The organism is Paenibacillus sp. 37, assembly GCF_008386395.1.
GTDB lineage: Bacteria > Bacillota > Bacilli > Paenibacillales > Paenibacillaceae > Paenibacillus > Paenibacillus amylolyticus_B.
The window spans coordinates 1786323-1808978 of the sequence record NZ_CP043761.1 but is presented as its reverse complement, the minus strand read 5'-3'; the positions used below and the strand labels follow the sequence as shown (position 1 = coordinate 1808978).

Annotated in this window: 31 protein-coding genes; 2 read left to right on the top strand and 29 right to left on the bottom strand. The window is 44.1% G+C overall.

Features of this window, described 5'->3' with window-relative positions; genetic code table 11:
- Positions 1-75: 75 nt before the first annotated feature.
- The 8 genes from F0220_RS08140 to F0220_RS08105 form a co-directional block, all read right to left on the bottom strand.
- Entirely contained in the window at positions 76-1089 is a 1014-nt protein-coding gene (locus F0220_RS08140; RefSeq protein ID WP_105597841.1) for a bifunctional glycosyltransferase family 2/GtrA family protein, read from the bottom strand.
- Positions 1086-2099: a phosphodiester glycosidase family protein gene (locus F0220_RS08135; RefSeq protein WP_105597840.1), complete on the bottom strand. Its 1014-nt coding sequence runs from the start codon at positions 2097-2099 to the stop codon at positions 1086-1088. The genes F0220_RS08140 and F0220_RS08135 overlap by 4 nt, the downstream gene beginning before the upstream one ends.
- 297 nt (positions 2100-2396) lie before the next feature.
- Positions 2397-3353: a radical SAM protein gene (locus F0220_RS08130; RefSeq protein WP_105597839.1), complete on the bottom strand. Its 957-nt coding sequence runs from the start codon at positions 3351-3353 to the stop codon at positions 2397-2399.
- Between the two features lie 139 nt (positions 3354-3492).
- Positions 3493-4125, bottom strand: coding sequence for a hypothetical protein (locus F0220_RS08125; protein WP_146117058.1), 633 nt, complete (start codon positions 4123-4125; stop codon positions 3493-3495).
- A 30-nt stretch (positions 4126-4155) separates the two neighbouring features.
- Positions 4156-4731 (bottom strand): GNAT family N-acetyltransferase, encoded by a 576-nt coding sequence (locus tag F0220_RS08120; RefSeq protein ID WP_105597837.1) that lies wholly within the window; start codon positions 4729-4731, stop codon positions 4156-4158.
- Between the two features lie 79 nt (positions 4732-4810).
- Positions 4811-5467 (bottom strand): pyridoxine/pyridoxamine 5'-phosphate oxidase, encoded by a 657-nt coding sequence (locus F0220_RS08115; protein ID WP_105597836.1) that lies wholly within the window; start codon positions 5465-5467, stop codon positions 4811-4813.
- A 121-nt stretch (positions 5468-5588) separates the two neighbouring features.
- Positions 5589-6203: a histidine phosphatase family protein gene (locus F0220_RS08110; RefSeq protein ID WP_149846480.1), complete on the bottom strand. Its 615-nt coding sequence runs from the start codon at positions 6201-6203 to the stop codon at positions 5589-5591.
- 119 nt (positions 6204-6322) lie between these two features.
- Positions 6323-6829, bottom strand: a complete 507-nt coding sequence (locus F0220_RS08105; RefSeq protein WP_179198456.1) for a DUF2569 domain-containing protein — start codon at positions 6827-6829, stop codon at positions 6323-6325.
- 356 nt (positions 6830-7185) lie between these two features.
- On the opposite strand from F0220_RS08105, the gene F0220_RS08100 reads away from it, so the two are divergent.
- Positions 7186-8130 carry a hypothetical protein gene (locus F0220_RS08100; protein WP_105597834.1) on the top strand — a complete coding sequence of 315 codons (945 nt, stop codon included), beginning with the start codon at positions 7186-7188 and terminating at the stop codon, positions 8128-8130.
- Between the two features lie 19 nt (positions 8131-8149).
- Here F0220_RS08100 and F0220_RS08095 read toward each other — a convergent pair whose 3' ends face one another.
- From F0220_RS08095 to F0220_RS08055, 10 genes are all read right to left on the bottom strand, one after another.
- Positions 8150-8443 (bottom strand): RNA polymerase alpha subunit C-terminal domain-containing protein, encoded by a 294-nt coding sequence (locus tag F0220_RS08095; protein WP_105597833.1) that lies wholly within the window; start codon positions 8441-8443, stop codon positions 8150-8152.
- 19 nt (positions 8444-8462) lie between these two features.
- Positions 8463-9137, bottom strand: a complete 675-nt coding sequence (locus tag F0220_RS08090; protein ID WP_308737331.1) for a phosphotransferase family protein — start codon at positions 9135-9137, stop codon at positions 8463-8465.
- 26 nt (positions 9138-9163) lie between these two features.
- A complete protein-coding gene (locus tag F0220_RS33310; RefSeq protein WP_308737330.1) occupies positions 9164-9466 on the bottom strand; it encodes a hypothetical protein in 303 nt (100 codons plus the stop codon).
- Between the two features lie 40 nt (positions 9467-9506).
- Positions 9507-10100, bottom strand: a complete 594-nt coding sequence (locus F0220_RS08085) for a DUF4304 domain-containing protein (protein WP_105597832.1) — start codon at positions 10098-10100, stop codon at positions 9507-9509.
- A gap of 27 nt (positions 10101-10127) precedes the next feature.
- Positions 10128-10637: a DUF4275 family protein gene (locus F0220_RS08080; RefSeq protein ID WP_105597831.1), complete on the bottom strand. Its 510-nt coding sequence runs from the start codon at positions 10635-10637 to the stop codon at positions 10128-10130.
- A 25-nt stretch (positions 10638-10662) separates the two neighbouring features.
- Positions 10663-11223, bottom strand: a complete 561-nt coding sequence (locus F0220_RS08075) for an NUDIX hydrolase (protein WP_105597830.1) — start codon at positions 11221-11223, stop codon at positions 10663-10665.
- Positions 11224-11388: 165 nt separating this feature from the next.
- Positions 11389-12066 (bottom strand): ABC transporter ATP-binding protein, encoded by a 678-nt coding sequence (locus F0220_RS08070; RefSeq protein ID WP_105597829.1) that lies wholly within the window; start codon positions 12064-12066, stop codon positions 11389-11391.
- Positions 12063-13193, bottom strand: a complete 1131-nt coding sequence (locus tag F0220_RS08065) for an ABC transporter permease (RefSeq protein WP_105597828.1) — start codon at positions 13191-13193, stop codon at positions 12063-12065. The genes F0220_RS08070 and F0220_RS08065 overlap by 4 nt, the downstream gene beginning before the upstream one ends.
- A gap of 67 nt (positions 13194-13260) precedes the next feature.
- Positions 13261-14637 carry a sensor histidine kinase gene (locus F0220_RS08060; protein ID WP_105597827.1) on the bottom strand — a complete coding sequence of 459 codons (1377 nt, stop codon included), beginning with the start codon at positions 14635-14637 and terminating at the stop codon, positions 13261-13263.
- Positions 14634-15311, bottom strand: a complete 678-nt coding sequence (locus F0220_RS08055; protein ID WP_091015075.1) for a response regulator transcription factor — start codon at positions 15309-15311, stop codon at positions 14634-14636. Before F0220_RS08055 ends, F0220_RS08060 begins: the two co-directional genes overlap by 4 nt.
- A gap of 290 nt (positions 15312-15601) precedes the next feature.
- Between F0220_RS08055 and F0220_RS08050 the strand changes: the two genes are divergently transcribed.
- On the top strand, positions 15602-16573 hold the full coding sequence (locus F0220_RS08050) for a cation diffusion facilitator family transporter (protein ID WP_105597826.1): 972 nt from the start codon (positions 15602-15604) through the stop codon (positions 16571-16573).
- 146 nt (positions 16574-16719) lie between these two features.
- On the opposite strand, the gene F0220_RS08045 is transcribed toward F0220_RS08050, so the two are convergent.
- From F0220_RS08045 to F0220_RS07995, 11 genes are all read right to left on the bottom strand, one after another.
- The gene (locus tag F0220_RS08045) at positions 16720-17016 is read right to left on the bottom strand and encodes an SHOCT domain-containing protein (protein ID WP_105597825.1); all 297 of its coding nucleotides are present in this window, start codon (positions 17014-17016) and stop codon (positions 16720-16722) included.
- A gap of 63 nt (positions 17017-17079) precedes the next feature.
- Positions 17080-17463: a hypothetical protein gene (locus F0220_RS08040; protein ID WP_105597824.1), complete on the bottom strand. Its 384-nt coding sequence runs from the start codon at positions 17461-17463 to the stop codon at positions 17080-17082.
- Positions 17464-17610: 147 nt separating this feature from the next.
- Positions 17611-18465: an MBL fold metallo-hydrolase gene (locus F0220_RS08035; RefSeq protein ID WP_105597823.1), complete on the bottom strand. Its 855-nt coding sequence runs from the start codon at positions 18463-18465 to the stop codon at positions 17611-17613.
- A 147-nt stretch (positions 18466-18612) separates the two neighbouring features.
- On the bottom strand, positions 18613-18996 hold the full coding sequence (locus tag F0220_RS08030; RefSeq protein ID WP_105597822.1) for a hypothetical protein: 384 nt from the start codon (positions 18994-18996) through the stop codon (positions 18613-18615).
- A 15-nt stretch (positions 18997-19011) separates the two neighbouring features.
- The gene (locus F0220_RS08025; RefSeq protein WP_105597821.1) at positions 19012-19578 is read right to left on the bottom strand and encodes a MepB family protein; all 567 of its coding nucleotides are present in this window, start codon (positions 19576-19578) and stop codon (positions 19012-19014) included.
- 205 nt (positions 19579-19783) lie between these two features.
- Positions 19784-20257, bottom strand: coding sequence for an NUDIX domain-containing protein (locus tag F0220_RS08020; protein ID WP_105597820.1), 474 nt, complete (start codon positions 20255-20257; stop codon positions 19784-19786).
- 20 nt (positions 20258-20277) lie between these two features.
- The gene (locus tag F0220_RS08015) at positions 20278-20826 is read right to left on the bottom strand and encodes an HAD-IIIA family hydrolase (protein ID WP_105597819.1); all 549 of its coding nucleotides are present in this window, start codon (positions 20824-20826) and stop codon (positions 20278-20280) included.
- A gap of 67 nt (positions 20827-20893) precedes the next feature.
- Positions 20894-21109, bottom strand: coding sequence for a hypothetical protein (locus F0220_RS08010; RefSeq protein ID WP_091015091.1), 216 nt, complete (start codon positions 21107-21109; stop codon positions 20894-20896).
- A gap of 174 nt (positions 21110-21283) precedes the next feature.
- Complete coding sequence (locus F0220_RS08005) at positions 21284-21673, bottom strand: hypothetical protein (RefSeq protein ID WP_105597818.1); 390 nt, start codon at positions 21671-21673, stop codon at positions 21284-21286.
- A 60-nt stretch (positions 21674-21733) separates the two neighbouring features.
- Positions 21734-22228, bottom strand: coding sequence for an NUDIX hydrolase (locus F0220_RS08000; protein ID WP_105597817.1), 495 nt, complete (start codon positions 22226-22228; stop codon positions 21734-21736).
- Positions 22225-22623: a winged helix-turn-helix transcriptional regulator gene (locus F0220_RS07995; protein ID WP_091015098.1), complete on the bottom strand. Its 399-nt coding sequence runs from the start codon at positions 22621-22623 to the stop codon at positions 22225-22227. The genes F0220_RS08000 and F0220_RS07995 overlap by 4 nt, the downstream gene beginning before the upstream one ends.
- Positions 22624-22656 lie beyond the last annotated feature (33 nt).

The window sequence follows — 22656 nt, the reverse complement described above, 5'->3', positions numbered from 1 at the left end:
AGAAGCGCAGGATATTCTTTTGAAACGGCTCTGATTGAAAAAAAGAGAGCAAGCTATATGCCTACTCTCTCTGCGTTAATAGACAAATCTGCGCTGCGCCCAGTAGCTAAACAGGAAGATGGACACCTCGGTCAACAGCTTGGCTTCGAGCAGTGGGATAATTAATTTTTCATTATAAAAATACAATAAACCGTAGTTTAATAACAGCACCAGTAGGACAAGTGAGAAGTATTTGGGCAAAGAGTGGCGAACCTTCGAGATTCGCCCTGCGGAGAACACGTACTTCCGATTCATCGTGTAGTTGAAGATGGAGCTGCACAGTCTTGCTGCAAGGACCGACAGAAACAGATTGTGAGTGAAATACTGCATGACGAATAGTAGTCCAAAATCAATTAGAGCAGACAGCAACGAAGATGTGCTGAACATCAGGATTGGCCTATAGATCCGGAACGAATCGACCAGCGGGCGGAAATGAGAGGACTCATTGTGATCCAGATACACCGTATCAATAAACTCCTCCGTAATCTCATACCCTTCCTTGTGTGCCGTTAGCAACATGTTCATCTCGTATTCAAACCGATCCCCGGGAATCTGGTTCAGCCAATCCAGCATGGAGTAAGGAAAACCGCGTAGACCCGTCTGCGTGTCATATACTTTGGTACCTGTCGTGAGCGAAAAAACTGCCCGAGTGACTGTGTTGCCAAAACGGCTGCGTGCTGGGATTTTCCCGCTGAAGCGACGGCTGCCGAGTACAATTCCGGGTCTCGTTTGTGTGAGCAGCACTTCGAAGATACGCTTAATATCATGTGGCAGATGCTGTCCGTCACTATCTGCGCACACTACACCGCCTTGAGGTCCGTACTCCTTAATATGCTGAAAGCCTGTCTTCAACGCCCTGCCCTTACCCAGATTGACGGGATGTGTCAGGACCGTACAGCCATAGGCTTCTGCCGTTTCAAAAATCCCACGGTACCCTGGGCCACTGCCATCATCCACTATCACAATGGGTCCAAGCTTAAATGTCTGTAACCGCAGAACGAGATTCAGTAAACGTACATCGGGTTCATAGGATGGAATTAATATCGTCATGATCCTTGTCCCTCCGTCAGATATAAAATGTCACTTACGCCACGTTCCTGGTTACGCCCCAGCGGGTTATTAACGACTCGACCCATAAAGTACATGGTGGATGAACCGCCGCCGTCCAAGTTGTAGGCTTCAGTTGCTCCGAAACCTTTCATGACATCGGCCAGTTCTGCCAAGGTCATGCCACGGCTGTTGTCCTGCCGTCCGTCCACTACCACGAAAACGTAATGATTCGGAGCAATCATGCCGATAGCAGTTCTTGGATTTGCGTCTTGAATGGAGCGGTTGCCGAAGTTATTGTCAATTTTCACACTGCTAAAATCACTGACAATCTCGCCATCCTGAATCAGAATGGGCCCGAAGGATAACGTATTGGTGGCACCTTCAGCCAGCAGTTCCGAGGAAGAAATCTCGTTCTCGTTATATGTTTTTATGGTCCCATTGTTGAACAGGGCAAGTGCATCCCGCGTCGGGCTGTCCCGGTACAATGTTCCATTTCGGATAATGACACCATCATCACGGAATCCATAATAATCACCATTAATGGCAAAGATCGCATTGTTGGCTGCGGCAATCTCTGACGTATTCTCGGTAATGTTCGTTCCAAAACTATTATCTGCCAGTGCAGTTCGCAGGCTGCTTGCATCCGTTAGCTGAACATCAGCGACATAATACGTAATCTGATCCGAGCCAGATCCTGACTGTACCTTATCAATATGGACCTCCATATCATCACTCGAATAATCCCAATCATCTGACGTTGCATTCACTTCAGTTGCGGTGGTCGGAGTACTGGTGGAATCATTCGTATTGCCCGTTGCTGCCGTTGCTGTGTTCTCATCCGCTACAACCACCTGCACATGCCGGATCAGGTAACGGTCAGCCAAGCTGTACAGGATTCCACCTACCGCAAGCACGATGACAAGTGTGATGATGAGCCATCTTCGCTTTCTTGGGGAGATCGGTCTTTTATGTGGGTCTTTCCGGGTTGGTTTCTGATACATCTTCATCATGTGAAGCTCACCTCTTCATCTAAGTTCTTAAGGCCATATTAGGCCGGGTAGCTTAAATGAATCTGAAACCGAATGAATTGAACTAAGGAATATTCACACTGACACTACGATGACAGAACAACCTTCCAATCGCTGTTATTGTGTGAATGAATAGTTTTAATAAAATAAGGTGATCCGTTTTCCCATTGAGGAAAGCAGTTCACCTTATTTTCAAGCTATATAACCTTAAATGTCACTGATATCGTGTACGTATCTCGCTCAACATAAATATCAAAATTTCTTCGTCGTAGCTTCCTGTTATGCGTCTGCAAAAAGAGCATCGTATGCGGGACAAGGCCGCTTTTCCAGAAATTCCGTTAACGCCGGTGGCTGCTGGGCATAAATATCCTTCAACGACGTTCCGTTATAAATGTTGCCAATCACGACAGGATGGCATAACTCACAGATGAGAATATCTCCGTTGCCGTGCAAGTGAAGTTGTTTCGTGCCATCCACGCAATTAGAGAAATACACGCCCGGTTGCTCCCGCAAATTCAACTGTTCAGCAAACCGGTCCATACAGGTGAAATAGAGCGTTGTATCTGGCTTTTTATGCTCAATTAATTCCGTTACAGATCGTACAAGAGACTCTTTGGATACAATCTGGCTCCAGTCCGTATGCGGCATCTTAATGCTGTTCTGGATCTCATGGATGCGCACACCCAGATCATATACCTTATCGCTAATGGCCTGCATATTCGCTTGATTACCTTCAAACAGTAACGTTTCCAGTACCGTCTCCAGACCGGCTTCCGTGCACAAACGGATATTCTGTTCCAATCTCTCATACATGCGAGGATGCACACGGTAGTACGCAGCATAGGCCTCTGCATCCGTATAGTTGAACGAGATATGGATGTTGGACAAGCCCGCATCACGCAAAGCAAGAATCCGTTCTTCTGTCAGCAGACTGGCATTACTGTTCAATTGTGTATCGATTCCATGTGCCGCGCAGTACGTCACGATCTCCAAGCAATCCTGGTATTTCAGGGTAACTTCTCCCCCGGACAACCGCACGCGCTTAAGACGAGGAAGCTCACTAATAATGCGGATGACTTCCTGACTATCAATGCATGCTCCATCATCCCGATTGTAGGCGCAGCAATAGTCACATTTATAATTGCAGTTCGATGTCACTCCCACTTCAAGCCCTTCCAGCTCATATACGCCGGGTGTTTCCAGTTCGAGTGATTTATATCTGTTTTTGGCTATCAATTTGTTGTACCTCCTGGTTCCTTCATTCTTCCAAGTTATATTAACTTGAAGATTATAGCGAAAGGCATCAGGTTCACGATATGACATTATGTACGTTGGTTGTTAAAAAAGTGTGATGAAAGGAAATCCCCGGAGCCCTCTATTGTATGTCATCCATGTTGAACTCAGGATTATAGGCAAACTCATGGCTTGCCAGCATGATGAATGAGACACGCCCCTTCTGGTCAAATGCCATGGATAAGGCTTTCATGTTCTGAAATCCTCCTTCCAATATTGCATGATCAAAGGATGATATGACATGGTAATTTCCTTGTTTATTTTTCTCCATAACATATGTAATACTTTGTACTTTTCCCTTTTTAGTATCTATAAAAGCTTTTTTGCCGTATTGTTGGAAGACCTCTTGAACTGTACTTCCATAACCTATCCCGCTTGGCGTTTTATACGTTTTGAATTTTGCCGGGTCATCAATCATGATGCCATCCACACGGCCATCTTTGTAATGAATACTCATATCTTTGTACTGGTAAACATTCGTATGCTTATAATAATCTTCGTGTAGTTCAAGTTGCTGCTCAACTTCTTCACGAGTACTTCCTAGTTTAATCGTAATATCTTTGGATTTAATCTGAAAACTGAATTCATCCTCCGTAAATATCTTAGTTGCATAAGATGCAGGAGGTTCTTGTGAAACCGCATTACGATTGTATGCCACTTCTGAGCTACTTAAAAAAGTCATGAATAGCATAAGATACAGGATTCCTTTGCTCAACCTTGTTCGCCCTTTCCCAAAACACGTTCTTTATTTAATGTTAGTATAGAAATCTTCTTTTACAATGGCATACATCTTCAGATCCTGAAGTTCATTTTTCACCTTCATGTATTTCCTCAGCACACCTTCAAATTGCATGCCGGCCTTTTCCATGACTTTCGCGGAGCCCGTGTTCTTCACTAAACATTGAGCCTGAATTCGTTCCAATCCCACTTCCTCAAATCCAAATTGGATGATTCGTTTCACCACTTCGGTCATGTAGCCTTGATTCCAATATTGATCAGATAACACATATCCCAACTCGACTCTCCTGTTATCGCTATCACACCCTAGATAGTTACAACTCCCAATCAGCCGCTTGGTTTGTTTATCTTCAATGGCCCATGGGCCTATTAAATTCACATCATACCGGCTCATGACAAAATCCAAAAAAGCTTTGGTATCTTCTTTGCTCTTGTGCGCGTCCCAGGTAGTGAACTCCGAGACAGCAGGTACAACACAATAACTATACATATCATCCAGATCATCATAGGTAAGCCGCCGGAGTATCGTCCGTTCTGTCTCCAATACCGGAAATGGTTCGAAGAAACTTTCAATTGTTTTCATAGATTCGCCCTCCCTGAGATTGTTAAGAAGAGAAACAGATAACCGTTCGATCCGCGTTGCCTACTCATCTGTTATAAAATCAAGGCCACAACCTGCGTGTCTTCCACTGCCCATCTTGCATCACATATTGGACTCGCACATGCTTACGCTTTGAATCTCCCTGCCAGAACTCCACCTCTTGTGCATTCACGGCATATAAACGCCATTGTGGTGTAACGACATCGGGGTCACGTTGAATGTGTTCTTTCTGAGTTTCAATGGCACTATCCAGCACTTCCTCACTATCCAAAACCTCACTCTGATGCCCTGTCATGGCAACTGCTCTCGCTCCAGCTGACCGTTTGCGGAAATCATCAGCGCCCGCTTGATCTCCCTGATCCTCGGCAATTCCCCTTATCCGAATCTGTCTTCCCAGTGAGGGCCAGTAGAATGTCAGAGCCACATAAGGGTTCTCCTTCAACTGCTGCCCTTTTCGGCTCTCCGAACTCGAAGCAAAATAAAACGTTTCGTCGATTACGTTTTTCAAAATCAACACCCGCGCATCAGGATAACCATCGTGATCCACGGTGGAGATCGTCATGGCATGAGGTTCTTTCACTTCGTTCTCAACTGCCAATCTCAACCACTCCAAAAATAGCTTTCCCGGCCGCTCCGGCAACTGCCCCGTATCCCACGTTGGAAATGGGCCGGATAAAGATTTTAAACGTTGCAACAGTTCAATTGGTTGATCGCTCATGTCATCGCCTCCATCTTCTATTTAATCTATCCGTTTATTTTTATCCTTTACTCTCCGCTTCTTCAAAATAAATACCCAAGAGCATCCGTTGTTCACCCATTCCGTTAGACATATCAAAAAACTAATCTAGATGACTCAAACCATTTACGTTGCTAAGTTTCCAACCATGCCTTCCCTTTTCAACGGTATGTACACTGGTGTTGCCCATGGGATAAAAGCTGGACTGATTGCTCCATTCCCGATTCTCAAGCAGATAATACAGGATGTTAATCACTCCGCCGTGAGTAATTAACAGAACATTGGACTTGAGTGTATTCTCCTCTAGACCTCTGAAAAGATTCTCGAAAGCAATGCTTATCCGGCTATAAAAGTCTCTTGGACTTTCTCCTCCCGGAAAAGGGGAATCCATCTCAAGGGTGTTGAAATAAACCCCTGGGTAATGTTCTTCAGCATCCTTATGGAGCATGCCTGCCAAATCTCCGTTATTCATCTCCCGCCAATCTTTCATTAAGCCAGCCTGCATGTTTAATCTCTTCTCAATTTCCCGTGTAGTCTGTACTGCACGAGGAAGATCACTGCTAATAATCGTATGTATGTTGTACTCGTCAGCATGATGATGCAAATGCTCTCCCAATTTCCTGGATTGATTGATTCCTTGTTCCGTAAGTCCACGATCGCTCCATCCGCCTCGATACCCTTCCTCATCCATCCCATGCCTTACCAGATAAACTTTCAAGATCTCTTCTCCTTTTCCCTTTGAACAGGTTAACTATATATGTGACTGGTTTCGTTTGTAACAAATAAACCCGACCTCTGATAGCTTCTATCCGAGATCGGGCATTTCCTGCAACCCATTTATCTTACAAATGTGTTATGAACTCGCTCTGATTTGATAAAGTAAGGAATCCAGATCGCACAAGTAAGTACCGACTTGCCAATATCTCTTAACGAGTTTCCATCCTCAAGTTCTCTCGCCATCGGAATCTGAAGCAACAATAAATAATCAATGACACTAACGGCTAGACTGACACTATAAAACATGATCATAAGACGAGGAAAGATCGATTTTTTACTATACAAAGCAATGATAGTATATATGCTAAACACTAAAAACAGTGCGTTATATACCGTTTCAAAAATAACGACCGGTCCCCATAGCGGGTGATAATATGCAGATTGCTCCGAAGTTAGCAACTCCCAAGTCTCTGTGGTAAGCATGGGCAAACAATACAGGACCAATTGGAGCGCCAGGAAAATCAACGTAAGAAATAATCCGATCTGGACGAGAATCAGCCAACCACCCAAGCCCGATACGCCTAGTGGACGGTAGTCTGTCTTTTGCTCTTGAATATGTGGTTCCACCTCGTAACACTTCCTTATACATTTTAGTTTTTTAGTTTTTCAGTTTTTCAGTTTTTCAGTTTTTCAGAGATGAGTCTTCCACGTAATCGTACTCATACAAATCAAATCTACGGGTACTTCTTTCCCCTTACTACACGTGCGTTGTATGTATTCTCACACTCTTCTTATAGCTACTTCTCCATCCTCCTCTTATATAGAATTTTACACAACTTCCTTATTGCACTACGTGTGTCAAGAAAGCCAAAGAAGACCTTCGCTATACTTCCGCCATGTTCAGTTTAGTACGCGTCAGTCATAATCCTCGTATACAGATGCAGATGGTGACTCAGCATTTGACTACAAAGGAGGATATGGATATGTCCAATCCCAAAGTAAAACTTTTGCCTTTTGCCGACATTTCGAACTATGTTGAGGGATTCGATATCGTTTCCACCCAGTGGGGCGGTGATGGCCGAGTCTATGTGCTGCTCATGAATCAGATCCCCGAAAGAAAACGAGGTGTGTTCGTCCAAAGTAAATTGAATCAAAGTTATACGTACAAAGTGCTCATTGTGACAGATCAAAATATCGAGGAAGTTGTCATCTGGGGACAGACGTTCAATTATCATTACGTACAACCATTACATGAACATCTACTGCTCATCGGAGCACGCTGTACGAATTATGGGAATGGACAGGTTGATCTGAACGCCAAAGTGTGTGATTTAGACGGAAATACAATTCGCGAGTTTTTGTTGGGAGACGGTATTCAGAGTGTACAAGTTACCGAAAAGGGAACGATCTGGACCAGTTACTTCGATGAAGGGGTATTTGGTAACTACGGATGGAGCGATCCGATTGGATCATATGGTCTGCTGGCTTGGGATGAGCACGGGAATAAACTATATGAAAATCGTGAAGCTGACATTGCGGATTGTTACGCACTCAATGTGGTGAATGAGAAGCAAGTCTGGTTCTACTTCTATACCGATTTTGAACTCGGTTGTATCTCAGGGGGCACCCGTGAACCCAACGTTACATTCATGAATCCAAACATCTCCGGTTCCTCCGGCTTCAGTACGGATGGTTATCATTTCTTGTTCGATGCCGGGTACGGTAAACATGGGACGTTTGTGCTTAAGAAGATGGAGAAGCCCGGAAGATTGAGTAAGGGGCAGAAGGTTGATTTATTAAATGAAAATGGTCAGCCCTTCAAGCAGGCAAGGCAGGATTTTCGCCAACATCGTCTGCTACTCAGTGAAGGTAACTTGTTGTATCGGGTAACGATAGAGGAGATTACTTCCGCTTCTGGTTTGGATTAGTGGAACAGCGTGAAGAGGGTTATTTCTTAAAAGACATTCCCTCTTCTTCCAAAGCGCTTCGCAGTTTAGGTATGGCAGATGGCCCTATTCCGTGCAGCTTCAGGATCTCTTTTTCTGTGTACTCTGCAAGTTCCTGTGGTGTCGCAATGCCTTCATTCTCCAAGGCACGTCTGGCGGGAGCTGACAGCAAGGCTAGAAATCCATCTGTCGGTTTACGTTCAGCTTCGCACGTTGGACAGGTTGGGCAATCACTTTTTTTATAATACGAATGTCCTTGTTTGCATGTTCTGAATGTTCCTTTATCGTTTGCCATATGGGCATCCCCTCCTGGATTAAGTATTCAACCAGTTCTTCATATCTGAGATCATATTTTCGTATTGTTTCAAAGCCTCTAAAGTCCTAATGACTTGTGATGTTCCTAATAACTGTTCCTCTATGTCCGTACATTCAATCCGCAGTGACCGTTTAAGACTATACTCGAGCCAGTCCAACTTTCCAGCAAAACCAACATCCAGAACCACTTCCCAATTGGCTGTTAGACTGCCCACTCGCTTCTTATATCCACCTATAAAAGCCAAGAACTTTTCCTCGTTTATACTTCCAGAGCTATCTACTGACCAATACACAGCTGTTTCTACCAGATCATGCATCGGATTAATATAACCTGCCGATTCCCAATCTATAATAATAGGTATGTCTTGTCTCCACATCACATTCTTAGGCTCCAGATCTCTGTGACTAATAACATTATTGGATGCTAGCATTGAAGATGAATTCTTAGCTTTCATGCTCCACTCATACAGCTGATCCATATTGGAATCCAAAATCTTAATCCATTCCGAATTCTCAATTCCTCCTTTGTTCAGATAAAACATCCAATCTATTTTTTTAGAATTAGTCGCCTGTGAACTATCCAATTCTAGTTGTCTAAAATCCGTTTTATGGATATCTGCAAGGATCGTTCCCATCAGAGAACTGTTATTGATCGTAACTTCATCTTGTTCCAAACGTTGACCCTCAATCCAATCAAATATTAGATAGGATTATCAATGTTATGCATAGAAGCACCCTTTAACATTTTTGCAGGTTGAGCATGGATATGTTCAGCTGCCACGTTTGCTATTTTTTCTGAATCAATATAATTTTGCACAGCAGAAGGTCTTACCATGATCTGAGGGTTCAATGCCTTAACTGCATAATTAGCTTGCGTCGTTTCAATGGCGTACATTCGATGAAGAAGTCCACCTGAGATTGGTTTGGGCGAACTGATCAATTCACCAAGCTGTAATTCATTACACAGTTTCTCAAAATTTAAAGTATATTGAGTATCATTCATATGTCATCCCCTCATTTTGACTATTTGTCTGGAGCAAAGCTTACAATCCGTACTCAGCAAAAATGGCTGCATATTTCTTTTCAAATATCGTCCAGCGCTTTTCGACTCCGTATTTGGCATGTAGTTGCTGTAAATAATACTTGGCTTCTTCCGTATCGCCGGCTTGTAGCAGGAAGCGGAAAGTTTCTTCACTTAAATGTAGCGCTGTCTTCGCCATATAATAATGGACTATATCTCTGGCCCCTGTTAGCGAGTGTAGGAATGAAATACCCTCTTCCAAATGTGAAACCAGTTCTTTCGATAAAGCGTCTGGATTGATATCGGGCGTTAAGGTATAGTGCGCCGGAGCGGAAGGGACTATTTCCTCGATCCGGCAGGTGAAATGCGATTTGTTCTCCAATACGACCCCACTCAATGCAACAGACTGCAACTCCGCGAGCTCGGTGGAATGGACACTACAGTTAATATAAAACTGCACGTGACTACTCGTGTTAACCTTTGATTTTTGAACGTTGAACTTGTATACGAGGCTTCCAGCCGCTTTGGAGAAATTCAGATCTTTCTTGGAATAGCCGTGTTTGGCCAATAAGGGTTTGACGTCTGTGTTGATGATCTTCTTAAACAGTTCCTGCATAAGATATCACTCCCCTTTTGTTCAAAATCATGCTTGTTCTATTTTATAAAAATAAGGGCCACACATGGATTCATGCGTATACACATACGTCCATGTAAACGCCCGGTCGAAGATGTAGATATCCTGCTCCGAATCAAAATCCGCTGCAATGATCCGATTCGCATTTTCGTATAAAAGTACCCAACCACCACTTTCATACATCACATATACTTCATCTTTCGGCTCGGCATTGAAAGCATCTCGTGCTTCATCATGTGTCAGACATTTCTGTTGTTCATAACTGAACATATGCCACTTGTACTGGCTATAATGGATAGACTCTTTGACCACATCATCGATATTATGTGCAAACACGCTATCCCATTGCTTTACAATCCCTTCGGATTCCTCGTACAGTTCGGACACGATAACTCTCTTATCCTGCAAGTTATTCTTCAAAATATATTCCTGATGGATACGCTCAATCCCCCAATATGCTTGGTTCAGTTCCAATTCGGGTAAAGTATCCAGTAGCTCGTTAATTTTATCTCGAATCATCGTTACCTCCGTAGGCTATCTGGAATTAAAATACTTGGTCCTTGCCTGCCTGTTTAGCTTCTTCTCGCAGCATATGAGCCAGTTGGTACATCTCGGCGATGTCATATCTGTTCTGTGCCCGGAACCTCCGAATCGCTTCATCAATCTCTACCACTTCAACAGCAACCACCTGCTCGCCATCCTCTGGATTCAGCGGATCACCGACAAGTTCAACATCTCCATATCCGATGATTCGCACGAAATGGGGATGCGGGATATGCGGTCGATACGGTTCCAACGCACTGGATGTACAGTGGAATTGACCAAAAATCTGATAGGAACGCATTTCCGCCCCAAGTTCCTCCATCAGTTCGCGCTTCAGTCCGTCCATATACGGCTCACCTGCTTCAAGCGTGCCTCCGGGCAGCTCCCAGTCTCCATTATCCAGTTGGAAGACAACACATTGATCCCCGACAAATGGAATGATGCTAACATTGCTCACCAGCTTTTCATCCACGATGTCATTTAATCTGAACTCTGCCTCAATAATTCCCCAATGAATTGACGTACTCAGCGCCGGGAATTGTTCTGCATTCAAGCTGCTCATCCGCACCGTTCCTCTCTATGTAAAATAAAATCTCTCATCTATATACTTCTCCCAATTATAGATGAAAATGAAGAATGAAGGCCACCTTCCCCTTGAGGGAATACATGACCTTCTCGTCCTTAACCACATCAGATCGTTCCGTTCCTGACAAATTCACCTAATCGTCTAATGCTGCACCAGCTTTCCCTTTTCCAAAAAAAGAACCCGGCTACAGAGCGGCAAGATCCGCTCATCATGTGTAACCATCACTGCACTCTTGCCCTGCTCTTTCACGAGCCGTGCAATCATGCCGACAATATCCAGCCCACGTTCCGCATCCAGACTGGCTGTTGGTTCATCCGCGAGCACGACAGCCGGATCGTTCATCAACGCCCGTGCAATGGCGACCCGCTGACGTTCTCCGCCAGACAGCTTCTCCGTATACGCCTTCCGCCGATGAGTCAAACCTACCGTATCCAGCAGCGCATCCACTCGTTTCTCCGCTTTGCTTTTATCCGTTCCGGCGAGCTTTGCAACGACCATGAGTTGTTCTTCTACTTTTAGATAAGGAATGAGATTGGCACTTTGAAATATAAAACCAAGCTGCTGTAGCCGTACATCGGATATATCTTGTTTGCTTTTGCCCATAATAGAAGCCCCGTCCAGCAGAACCTGTCCTTCCGTTGGTTCAAGAAGTGCGCCAGCAATGGACAGGAATGTACTTTTACCCGAGCCGGAAGGCCCCATCACAGCCACCAGTTCCCCCTCGGCCACCTCAAGGTCGAGCTTATCCAGAATCGTGCGTTTACTGCCACCATCTTCAAAGGTCTGGGTAATTCCCTGTAATACCAATCGGTTTCTCATGCTGCAGTCCTCCCAATCGCATCAAGTGCATCAATTTTGGTAACCTTCCACACTGAAAATAATGAACCCGCCATAGACATTAGGATGAACAATATGCAGGTTAAGGCAAGCGTGGATAAGCCTAATTGAAATGGCATTGATGCTGGCAAGATGGACTCAAACAGTCGAACCAACAGTACGCTAATGACCAAACTGCCAACCGATAGAATGAACACTTGTAACGAAACACTACCCGCCAGATATCCATTCCGCGTTCCGATCGCTTTTAATATGCCGAACTGACTTGTTTTCTGAATCGTGATGACATAGAAGAATACCGCAAGCACAAACGCCGAGATGACATATAGAAAAGCGATCATCATGAGCAACGATCCCTGCTCTTCCTTATATCCAGGAATGGCTGATACGGCATCCGACTTCGTGATGACTTCCGTATCAGGCATTGCAGCACTCAGTCCGTCTACCTGCTCACCCGCGTCCTTTACCGCAATGGCATTGTATATCGGCGAATTGGCATTGATGTCGGCCGAACCTTGTGTAGTTCGTGAACCTCCTTGAAGCGTAAGCCATTCTTCTTCATTCAGGAACACGACCGGCGAGTGACTGAAAGACTCATTTTGTACAAATCCGCCAACGGTCCACTCCATTCCCGACGCTTGATCGACCAGAACGGTGCCAATCGTCACACCGGATTCAGCTAACTTATGATCCACCACAACCTGCCCGTTGGTCTGATCCGTAATCGGAGTTCCTTCGGTAACCGCTGGAGCAAGCCAGCCTTCCGGATTCACCATGAACAACGTGACATCGATCTTTTTCGTGTCGCCCATTGGACTGACGGTTGTCATTTTCACACCGAGCGGCTCAGCGTTCTCTTGCCCCACTACGGAGCGAGCTTGATTAAGCTGATCCTGATCCACTTGTGACCGGGTAAACCGATGATTCGAATCCTGTTCCAGCACAAAGTGGGTTGCTGCCATATTTTTGACCGAAGCTGCGTTATCATACGCCAGCCCCTGTGCAAGACCTGTAACAAACAGTACCAGAAATGAAACCAGCACCATGATTGTAGCAATTAAGGCATACCGCCCTTTGGCATACCTCATTTCCCGAATAGCCAAGTACATGTTCTGTGACCTCCCTCTTGATAACCCAAGTATAGGAGGCGAAAATGAACGGAAAATGAATAACAGATTACATCTGCGGAAGTGTCACGGTAAAGACCGTACCTGCTGACGAACTGGAAACCTCAATTGTACCGTCATGAATTCGGATAATTTTCTGCACAATGGCAAGTCCAAGCCCGGTTCGGCCGGAAGATCGTTCCCTTGCACGGTCCACCCGATAGAATCGATCGAACAGGAAAGGCAGATGCTCCGCAGCAATCCCGTTCCCTGTATCCCGAATCTGGATTACACACTGGTCATCTATCTGCTCGGCATGGATCTCTATGCTTCTTCCTTGTGGAAGGTGATTCACTGCATTACCCAGCAGATTCATCCAGACTTGCATGAGCAGCACTTCATTGCCAATCAGCTGGATGGATTCCGGCACCGAAATCCGAAGCAGCAGTTCTTTTTCTTCCAGTTGCCATTGCAGCACCTGAACCGCTTGCCGGAATTGATCCCGCAGAGAAAACTTCACTTTAGTTAGATCTTCGTTGCCTTGTTCTAGAGAGGACAGGAGAAGCAACTGCTTGCTCAGCAAGGAGAGATGACGGCTCTCCTCCTCAATGATCGATGCATAGTGCTCCCGTTCCTGTTCAGGCAGATCCCGATCTGCCACCAATTGGGCAAACCCCTGAATGGAGGTCAGCGGGGATTGAATCTCATGGGATACGTTCGATACAAACTGTTGCCGTGCCTGATCGACCCTCTCCAATTCACGGCTCATGGTCATGAAATGCTGGGCTAATTGTCCAATCTCATCCCGTCTTGCAGTAGGCAATTTCAGATTATATTTTCCTTGTGCGATGCGTTTGGTCGCCTCGGACAGACGTTCAATCGGATTGACCAGATATCGGGTACTGATCAGAAAGATCAGGATACTGATGCCTATGGTAAATGCGCCAATCAGTGCAAAAAAGATTCGCAGCTCACCGAACTGCAGAATTACATCCGGACGCATAAAGAGAGCGTAATTCGCATTGCCTAGCTGTAGATAAACACCCACGGTATTGCTTAATTGATTATCGAAGAAACCGGTAATGAACGGTTTACTTGGAAACTGGGCGACGCCATGGTACACCTCACCATTAAGTACCAGATCTACAGCTCGCTTGTCCAGGTCCTTCTCACGGAATTCGCGGCCGTAGAATTGGTCGTTGCCTTTTCCATCCGTTACATAGATTTCGTACCCGAGTGCGGCGGCATTGTTCAAATACTGCTCCATGGTCCCGGGTTGCTGCTCTACAAATTGCTTCATTTGCGTTGCAATGCCTACCAGCTTCTCATCATTGAATTCCTTGAGCTTCGCATGATAGTAGATATTCGACAAAAGGAAACCCAGCATGCCGCTGACCACAATTACCGCAACCGTAATAAGGAATACCCGGACGTACAAGGTCCTCACGGTGCTTTCACCTCCATCTTGTAACCAATGCCCCGCACCGTTTGGATCACGAAATCGTCCGCATAATCAGCAAACCGATCACGGAGTCGCTTAATATGTACATCAACAGTACGGTCATCTCCTTCGTAATCTGCTCCCCAGACAAGTCGAATGAGTTCATCCCGAGAGAACAACCGTCCCGGAAACTGGGCAAGCTGTGAGAGTAATTCAAATTCCTTCATTGGTAAAAAGAGAATGGATTGCCCGTCCGTGACCTCCACATTGTTACGGTCAATGACGATTCGATTCATGCGGATGATATCGCTGGATGTGCGATGGTACCGACGAAATAACGCCTTTACCCGGTAAACCAGTTCTTCGGGTTCAAACGGCTTGGTCACATACTCATCCGTTCCTTTCAAATAACCTTCTCTCTTATCAGATAGCTGATCTCGTGCCGTCAGCAACATAATCGGAATGTCGTAATGCTGCCGAATGAAATCACATAACTCCAGTCCGTCCATGCCTGGCATCATGACATCGAGGATCGCCAGATCGATTGGCGTTTCTTGCATCAGTTTCACCGCTTCTACACCATCCTGCGCTTCATGTACCCGATAGCCTTCCTTGGTCATGACATGCCGCAAGAGTGCTCTAATATTCGCATCATCGTCTGCCAGCAGCAGATGTTTCATATCGTTGTCCGCCCTTCTATGTAGCGAGAACATCTCACTATGATCCTGCACAGATGGTAGCACAAAAGCAATCTCATTCGCCAGCACGTGCACGGAGATACCTTGATATGTTTACATTTCCTTAAATCTGGTTGACACTACTATGAGGCGCAACTATAATAAAACCATAACATATGAACAACCGCTCATATATTCATTTGTAGGTGGTTAATCCTTGTTAAGGATCATTTATAGTCACACTAGAATTCATATTACATAACGGAGCCTCGCTCCAAAGGAGAGGATTTAATATGTCTGGACATCAACACAGTCATAACCATGGGCACAACCACGCTCACACCACCAATAACAAGAAAGTCCTGTTGTTTTCCTTCATTATTATTACCGTCTATATGATCGTTGAAGCCTTTGGCGGATTCATTACCAACAGTCTCGCACTTATTTCGGATGCAGGTCATATGTTGTCCGATTCCATTGCACTCGGGATCGCTTTGCTGGCGTTCACGTTTGGTGAAAAAGCCGTGAATACTGGCAAAACGTACGGCTACAGACGATTCGAGATTCTAGCTGCCACGTTAAACGGAATTACATTAATCGCCATTGCACTCTACATTTTCTACGAAGCCATTGGTCGATTCATTAACCCGCCAGAAGTCGCAACCGTAGGTATGTTAATCATCAGCGTCATTGGATTGCTCGTCAATATTCTGGTGGCCTGGATCATGATGCGTGGTAGCGATACGGAGAATAATCTGAATATGCGCGGTGCTTATCTCCACGTCATTAGTGATATGCTCGGATCGGTTGGTGCCATTGCGGCAGCATTGCTCATGATGTTCTTTGGCTGGGGTTGGGCCGATCCACTGGCAAGTGTAATTGTCGCGACACTCGTATTGCGTAGTGGGTTCTATGTCACCAAATCATCTCTGCATATCTTAATGGAAGGTACACCGGCCAATGTGGATGTGAATGAGCTGGTGCAGACCATCAAACAAGTGGATGGCGTCAAAGGCGTACACGATGTGCATGTCTGGTCCATTACCAGTAACCTGAACGCACTTACTGCTCATATCGTCGTAGATGGAACGATGGATGTTTATGCATCCGAGATCCTGGTTCAGAAGATTGAACATATGCTGGAGCATAAAGAAATCAAACATGTAACGCTCCAAGTTGAGTCTGAGAAACATCTGCATGACACCTCGGTACTATGTACGGTCAAAGGCGACGCACCTGACGCCCATGCGCATCATCACCATTGAGATGGGTAAAAATATATAAATGCTTCTAAATAAAAACAGGGCAGATTCCCCGGAATGGGAACGCCCTGTTTTTACTTTCCTAAGTTCAGCTTTTTGGTATGAGTAGAAAATGGAATAGCCTTTACCTTATCGTAGCAGACTCTGGATTACCTGTATCTGGCGAGTAGCTTTTCTTTCTTTTGATCGAATTCATATTCCGAGATGATATTTTTCTCTTTTAATTCACCCAACTGTAGCAGTTGTTCATGAACATTCACAGGGGTCTTTTTTCGCTTGCTAGATATGACTAGGGCTAGAATGGAGAAAAGCAGACCATACAGTACACCCAGAAGTCCCAAACCTGCCGCTGCCTCCGCACTTTCTTGCGAACCATCTAAAAAAACTGTTATTAATAAAAAATTGAGTACGAACCAAATAAGACTGAAGATTGATAATGCTTTCAATGAATATTCCTCCTAAAGGATATGTATGTTTTTATTCAAAATCAGGAAAGGTCGGTCAGAAGACTAAACATTAACCTCGTCCCAGTTTGTTATGACGTATCCAAGCTGAAACAACAGGATGACAATATAACTGATGTTGATTCCCAGACTGGTCTTCACTCTCTTAGTCTGATCTAAGAATTCCTCTTTGTTCATTTTTCCGCGTTCCAGCTTGGACTTTATCTTTTGTTTTTCTTTCCATAACAGCATAAACTCGATTACACCAAATACACCCCATACCAACGTATATATCAGTAACACTGCATTAGCAACTGACAACAGCATAAGGGAACCTTCATCCAAACCTTTCTCCATTCCTAGTTTGAAGCTTACATTCACACTCAAGGTGAGAATGACTAATCCAAAACCTATAAAACTTAAATACGGTGTAAATCTGGAGCTTCGCAATACTACCTCTCCTTTCTGATAATATAACCCTAGCACATATGCTAGGGCTCTTCGATTCAAACTTAAATTCTCTTTAGGAACTTTGATCTTATAAAACACATAACCAATCTAAAAGTCAAAATATATAATTACATTCGAACTGTCCATCTATTTCTTCTGTGCCTGTAACAATTGATCATTAACAAATGCTTTCAAGAAGAAGAGTTCATTCCCATTAGGCTCCCGTAACTGTTCCTTTTCAAAAGATGCTATCGCCTGATCTAACAATGTGGATGTCACCGCTCTACTACTCACAGTAAGCTCTTTCCAGAACACATCCATCTCTTCCTGATCACATATGGATTCATGACCCAACAAGAAATGCTCCGCATCATACTTTTGGATATCTTGTATCATGTGGCTGAGCAAGGATTGCTTAAAATGAAACATTTTATTCGTTGTTGTTCCATACGGACTATCTCCCAGAAAAATAGTCTTCTCATCAGGAATATATACAATTGTTGAATCATCGGTATGCGTACTCTGAATCGTCTCCAGCATACAGAGCTTGTTCCCCAGATCAATCTGGAGGGAATCTTTAAAGACAATATCAGGCTTATCTAGCAGAAATGATTCTCTCATCGGGATTTCCGCCTGTATAATTTCCATGCAATGCGTACTGATTACATCAGCATCAACATACTCACGAAGTGACTGATCATCGAAGGAATAAGATCTCCAGTCGTTCAAGCGCTTATTGGTTAAACGATTAACGATGATTGTCGCACCGAATTCATTCATTCCCAGAAAATGATCCCAATGTGCATGCGTAATAACCACATACTTAACGGGAGGCACATCCAGGGATCGAATTCCCTCGATAAAATCTCTGGCATGTTGAACTGAATTTCCACCATCGATCACCAGGCTATATTTTTCCCCACACACCAAGCCTAATACCGGTCTTTCTCTATCATTATCATTGGACATATAATAAATGGAATCGCTTAATTGATTTAACATGTCAATTCCTCTCCTCTATATGATTATTTTCATATCATAGGCAGAGAAAAACCGCATGCTTATTCAAGCTAATACATGGATTTTTCTCCGTTTATGGATTTACCAATGGAATCACCTCTTTCAATCTGTAATAGATTCAACGCTATTTTATGTAATGGCAATGATTATACTCGTTATCAGCATCAACAACGTTACAGGCGCCCAGATTCTTCGTTCCCATACACTTCTCGTAATCAGATTCAAAATCGTCCCAAGTACTAAATACGCGACGATAAACCAGATTGCTGTCTCTGCAAAAACAGACCACTGAGGCCAAAACAATCCTGCTTTACTCAGAACAATGATACCCATGAATGCCAAAATCACAATCTGAACTATGCAGGTAAAACGCATGGAGATAGGGTATTTCCCGGGAAACTTCCCACCCATAGCATACTCGCCCCACGGTACACCTACCGCTAAAGCAACTTGAAAGAGAATCACGATTAGGATCAGGAAGGTAAATGCTATTGCTGACGTTAATACGATCATGAGCACACTCCTAAATCATAGGTGATTATAATGGTTTATCATAAGTACCCGGGCTTGATCACAGTTCAATGGTTCAGTAAAAGGTACTTCCAGGAAGTATTCAAGCTGCCACTGCTGGGTTTTCTGAGCCTGGTTACTTGTTGGTTTGTCCCAAGGCGGATATACACGTATGGCGCGCTTGCCACCTTTGCCTTGATCTGATACGATATCTCGCTGTAACAATACATGCTTCGGAAATACAAATTGACCAAAGTTGCTACCTGTGCGCGTACTAATGACATACATATCTGCTGGATCTGATACATCATATGGCTGTGTCGATCCATCCTCACTCCGCTCCCACAGGGTAACAAATTGTCCAATCTTAGTTGGGGTGGTTTTGGCGACGCGAAATCGAATGGAGAGAGAATTTAAGGTGAATACATACGCCCCGTATTCAGCATTTTGTGCTTCTTCATGTGGTTGTGAGCAGATAAAGCCACACTTGTCATAGATCAGTTCCTTACTGGCAACTAAGTCGCCATGAAGTATATCAGGAGTAGTCCAAGCATTCGGACAATTCAAACTACTTTTGTTATCCAACTTGTGATATCTCTCCTGTCTTATATAGTCTGAACTAAGGCATTTGCGATAATTTCAGATATTTCTTCGTTGATATGATGCATCTTGAATAAGTTACTGATCTCATTTATCGTTGGATTGATTAACATATAGTTTCCTCATATAACTAGGATCTTGATTCATTTGGTAAACATGCGGTGAGGTTAGCTTCCAATTGCACAGTGGGTTATCTTTCAAAATGGGCTCGTTCTTCTTGCTTGGAACTAAAAATATAATCCGGATACTGGTTTGCCATGGGTGGAAGCTGACCCTCGGGGAAAAACTGCAAATCCTTCATCTCTTCATTATCGGGCGTGGGTTGCCCGGATTTGATCCTGCATTCAAATACGATAGTCAAATATTCAACCTGATGACCATTGCTGTATGTAAACCTTCTTGCTTCACCCCCGTATACTCCAATAATCTTCTCGGGTTCAACAACTAGACCTGTCTCTTCCAGTGCCTCTCTAACAATCGCTTGCGCCGGTGTCTCACCAAGCTCAATGGCTCCAGCAATTAACCCCCAGGTTGATTCGTTATGTTTACGACCGAACAGGATCTCCCCTTGTTCATTTCGGATAATCCCAGCGACACCCGGCATAAAAATAAGCTCATTGCCGATCTTTCCCCTGAGGTTTTTGTAATAGTCTGACATGCCCATACACAGTTACCTCCTGTCTTTTATTCTCTGAATTCTTTTCCATGAATGATCCATTGTACGGCATCCCAAATATCTGCAGCGATATAATCAGGTTCAGTCTCCATCCATTTGTCTCTGAATTGGGTTAGTGAAGATTCCCCCCAGCCTGTTCTCACCATGATCTTGGTCGCTCCTACAGCATGGGCAGCAAGCATGTCTGTATCTCCTACATCTCCAATAACGATGCATTTGGATAAATCCAAACCGTATTCCTCTGATGCCTGTAATAACATTCCGGGTTTAGGCTTTCTGCAACTGCATTCTTGCTCGTGTGGACATATATAGGAGTGATCGAATCCGTACTCGCGAAATTGCTCTTCAAAATCCTCAACACTTGCTTCCCCACGTGAGATTCGATATTGATTCGTAAAAGCCAGTACCATAATTCCTTCTCGTTTCAAAAGCGTAATTGCTTCTTGAGCATTGGGGTATAATCTGAAATCTCTCGGATGAATAAAATGTCCTGTACCACCGATGGTTCCATCTCTGTCTATAAAAACAGCTTGTACATTCCCATTTGGCTTCATCATGGTCTGTTCCTTTCCTTACCGAGAACATATTAATTGGATCTCTCGCCTCTGATCTAAAATTATTTCCCTATACTTTCTCATCGATAATATGCTTGCTATCATCTTGCTGCTTATGGTGTTGCTGTTTTTTGATTTCAGTTTTAAGATAGTGTACTTCTTTGATGAGTAGATCCAGCTTTTGGGATGTTTTGGATGAATCTACGGCATAACGTATAATTGCCGCAAAGATAAGAACCACAATAATACTTATCATTGAGATGATTAAAGCCCAGAAAAACTCCATATTTTTGCTCAACTCCTTGCTGTCAAAAAACTAAATTGTAAAACTCTTCTGAAAACCAAAACCATATCAACCCCAGGATCACCATGATGGTGCCTAGTACTTTTAATATTATTTCAATATGTTTAGGGAGCTGCACCTCCTCAACGATCCCTTATACTCAACAGACGTACTGGTCTACCCCAAGGTTTGAAACAATTTGTGTTTTATTTCTTTGTTGTTTTTCGCCGCCCATTCATGCACAGCTTCTACACCTGCGGAATCCTGACCTCGTCGAAAATAAAAGCACAGATCGATCGGCACTAACCGTTTACCATAGAGTTTGATGCCAATCCGTCTGTAATTCACATAAATACACTCAATCTGAGCTGCATCATATCTATGATTTCTCGTAGAAATCACATGATCTCTTTCCAGCGTAATACTGGGTTTAGTGAAAAATAAACGCCAGATCAGGAAAACGATATAACCGAGAATAAAGGTCAATATAACGATCAGGGAGTACTTCGAAATACCATTTTTACCGTACATACCATCCCTGAAAAGTATAGCTTCAATGACCAACATACATAGTAGGCTCAACCATGCTCTTGGATAAATCGTCTTGTATGTGATGAGTTCCACCTCCTAATTATTCTCTCCATTAATCCGAAGCCACTTGGAAGGGACTTTTCTGGCAAAATGCTTTTCAACAAAATCCAAAATGTCTTCAATTCCGGGCAATGCCGCATTTTCTTTGGCTTCGTCAAACGTCATCCATTGGTACTCGGTATGTTCATGATTTAACCGGACAACCTGGCTTTCATCCACGTATCCTACGAATACGGGAGCGGTATAGATATATTCTCCCATGGGTGAATAATATTGTTCGAATTGATTGGCAGAATACAACTGGACTTCCGTAATACCTGTTTCCTCGTGGGCTTCTCTGAGTGCAGCTTCCCATGCCTTCTCACCTTTTTCTATCCCGCCGCCAACATAACACCACTCGTTATGCAACATACGACCCGCCCGCTTTAACATCAGTACACGGTATTGATCGTGGGTCTTCTTCAACAGAACTACAGCCACGCCTTCGCAACGAAAGGGCACTGCCTGTTTCGCGTGCTCCTCACCATTCACCTTCCCGCCCCCTTTTCTTCGGAATCAAAGTCTTCCAGAACCTTAAACTTATCCCCGTGGATTTTGTCCAGATGATCTTCTCCCCAATAACACAAATGGTCCAGGGCAGGCTTAAGTCCCCAGCCGTAGTCCGTTAACTCATACTCCACTTTGGGTGGAACCTCCGAATATACCTTGCGCTGCACAATCTCGTCCTTTTCCAGACCTCTGAGCTGTGTTGTCAGCATCTTCTGCGTAATGTCCGGTATCAATCGTCGAAGCTCTGACGTGCGTTTCCGTCCAGTCATCAAGTGATAAATAATCAAAGGCTTCCACTTCCCACCCATCACTTCCAAGGCCGCTTCCACGCCTACTTTATATTTCTTTGGAGCACTTGTTTCTCCATGTTCCGTCATTTTTGAACCCCTCCATAATCAGGCTGTATCCTA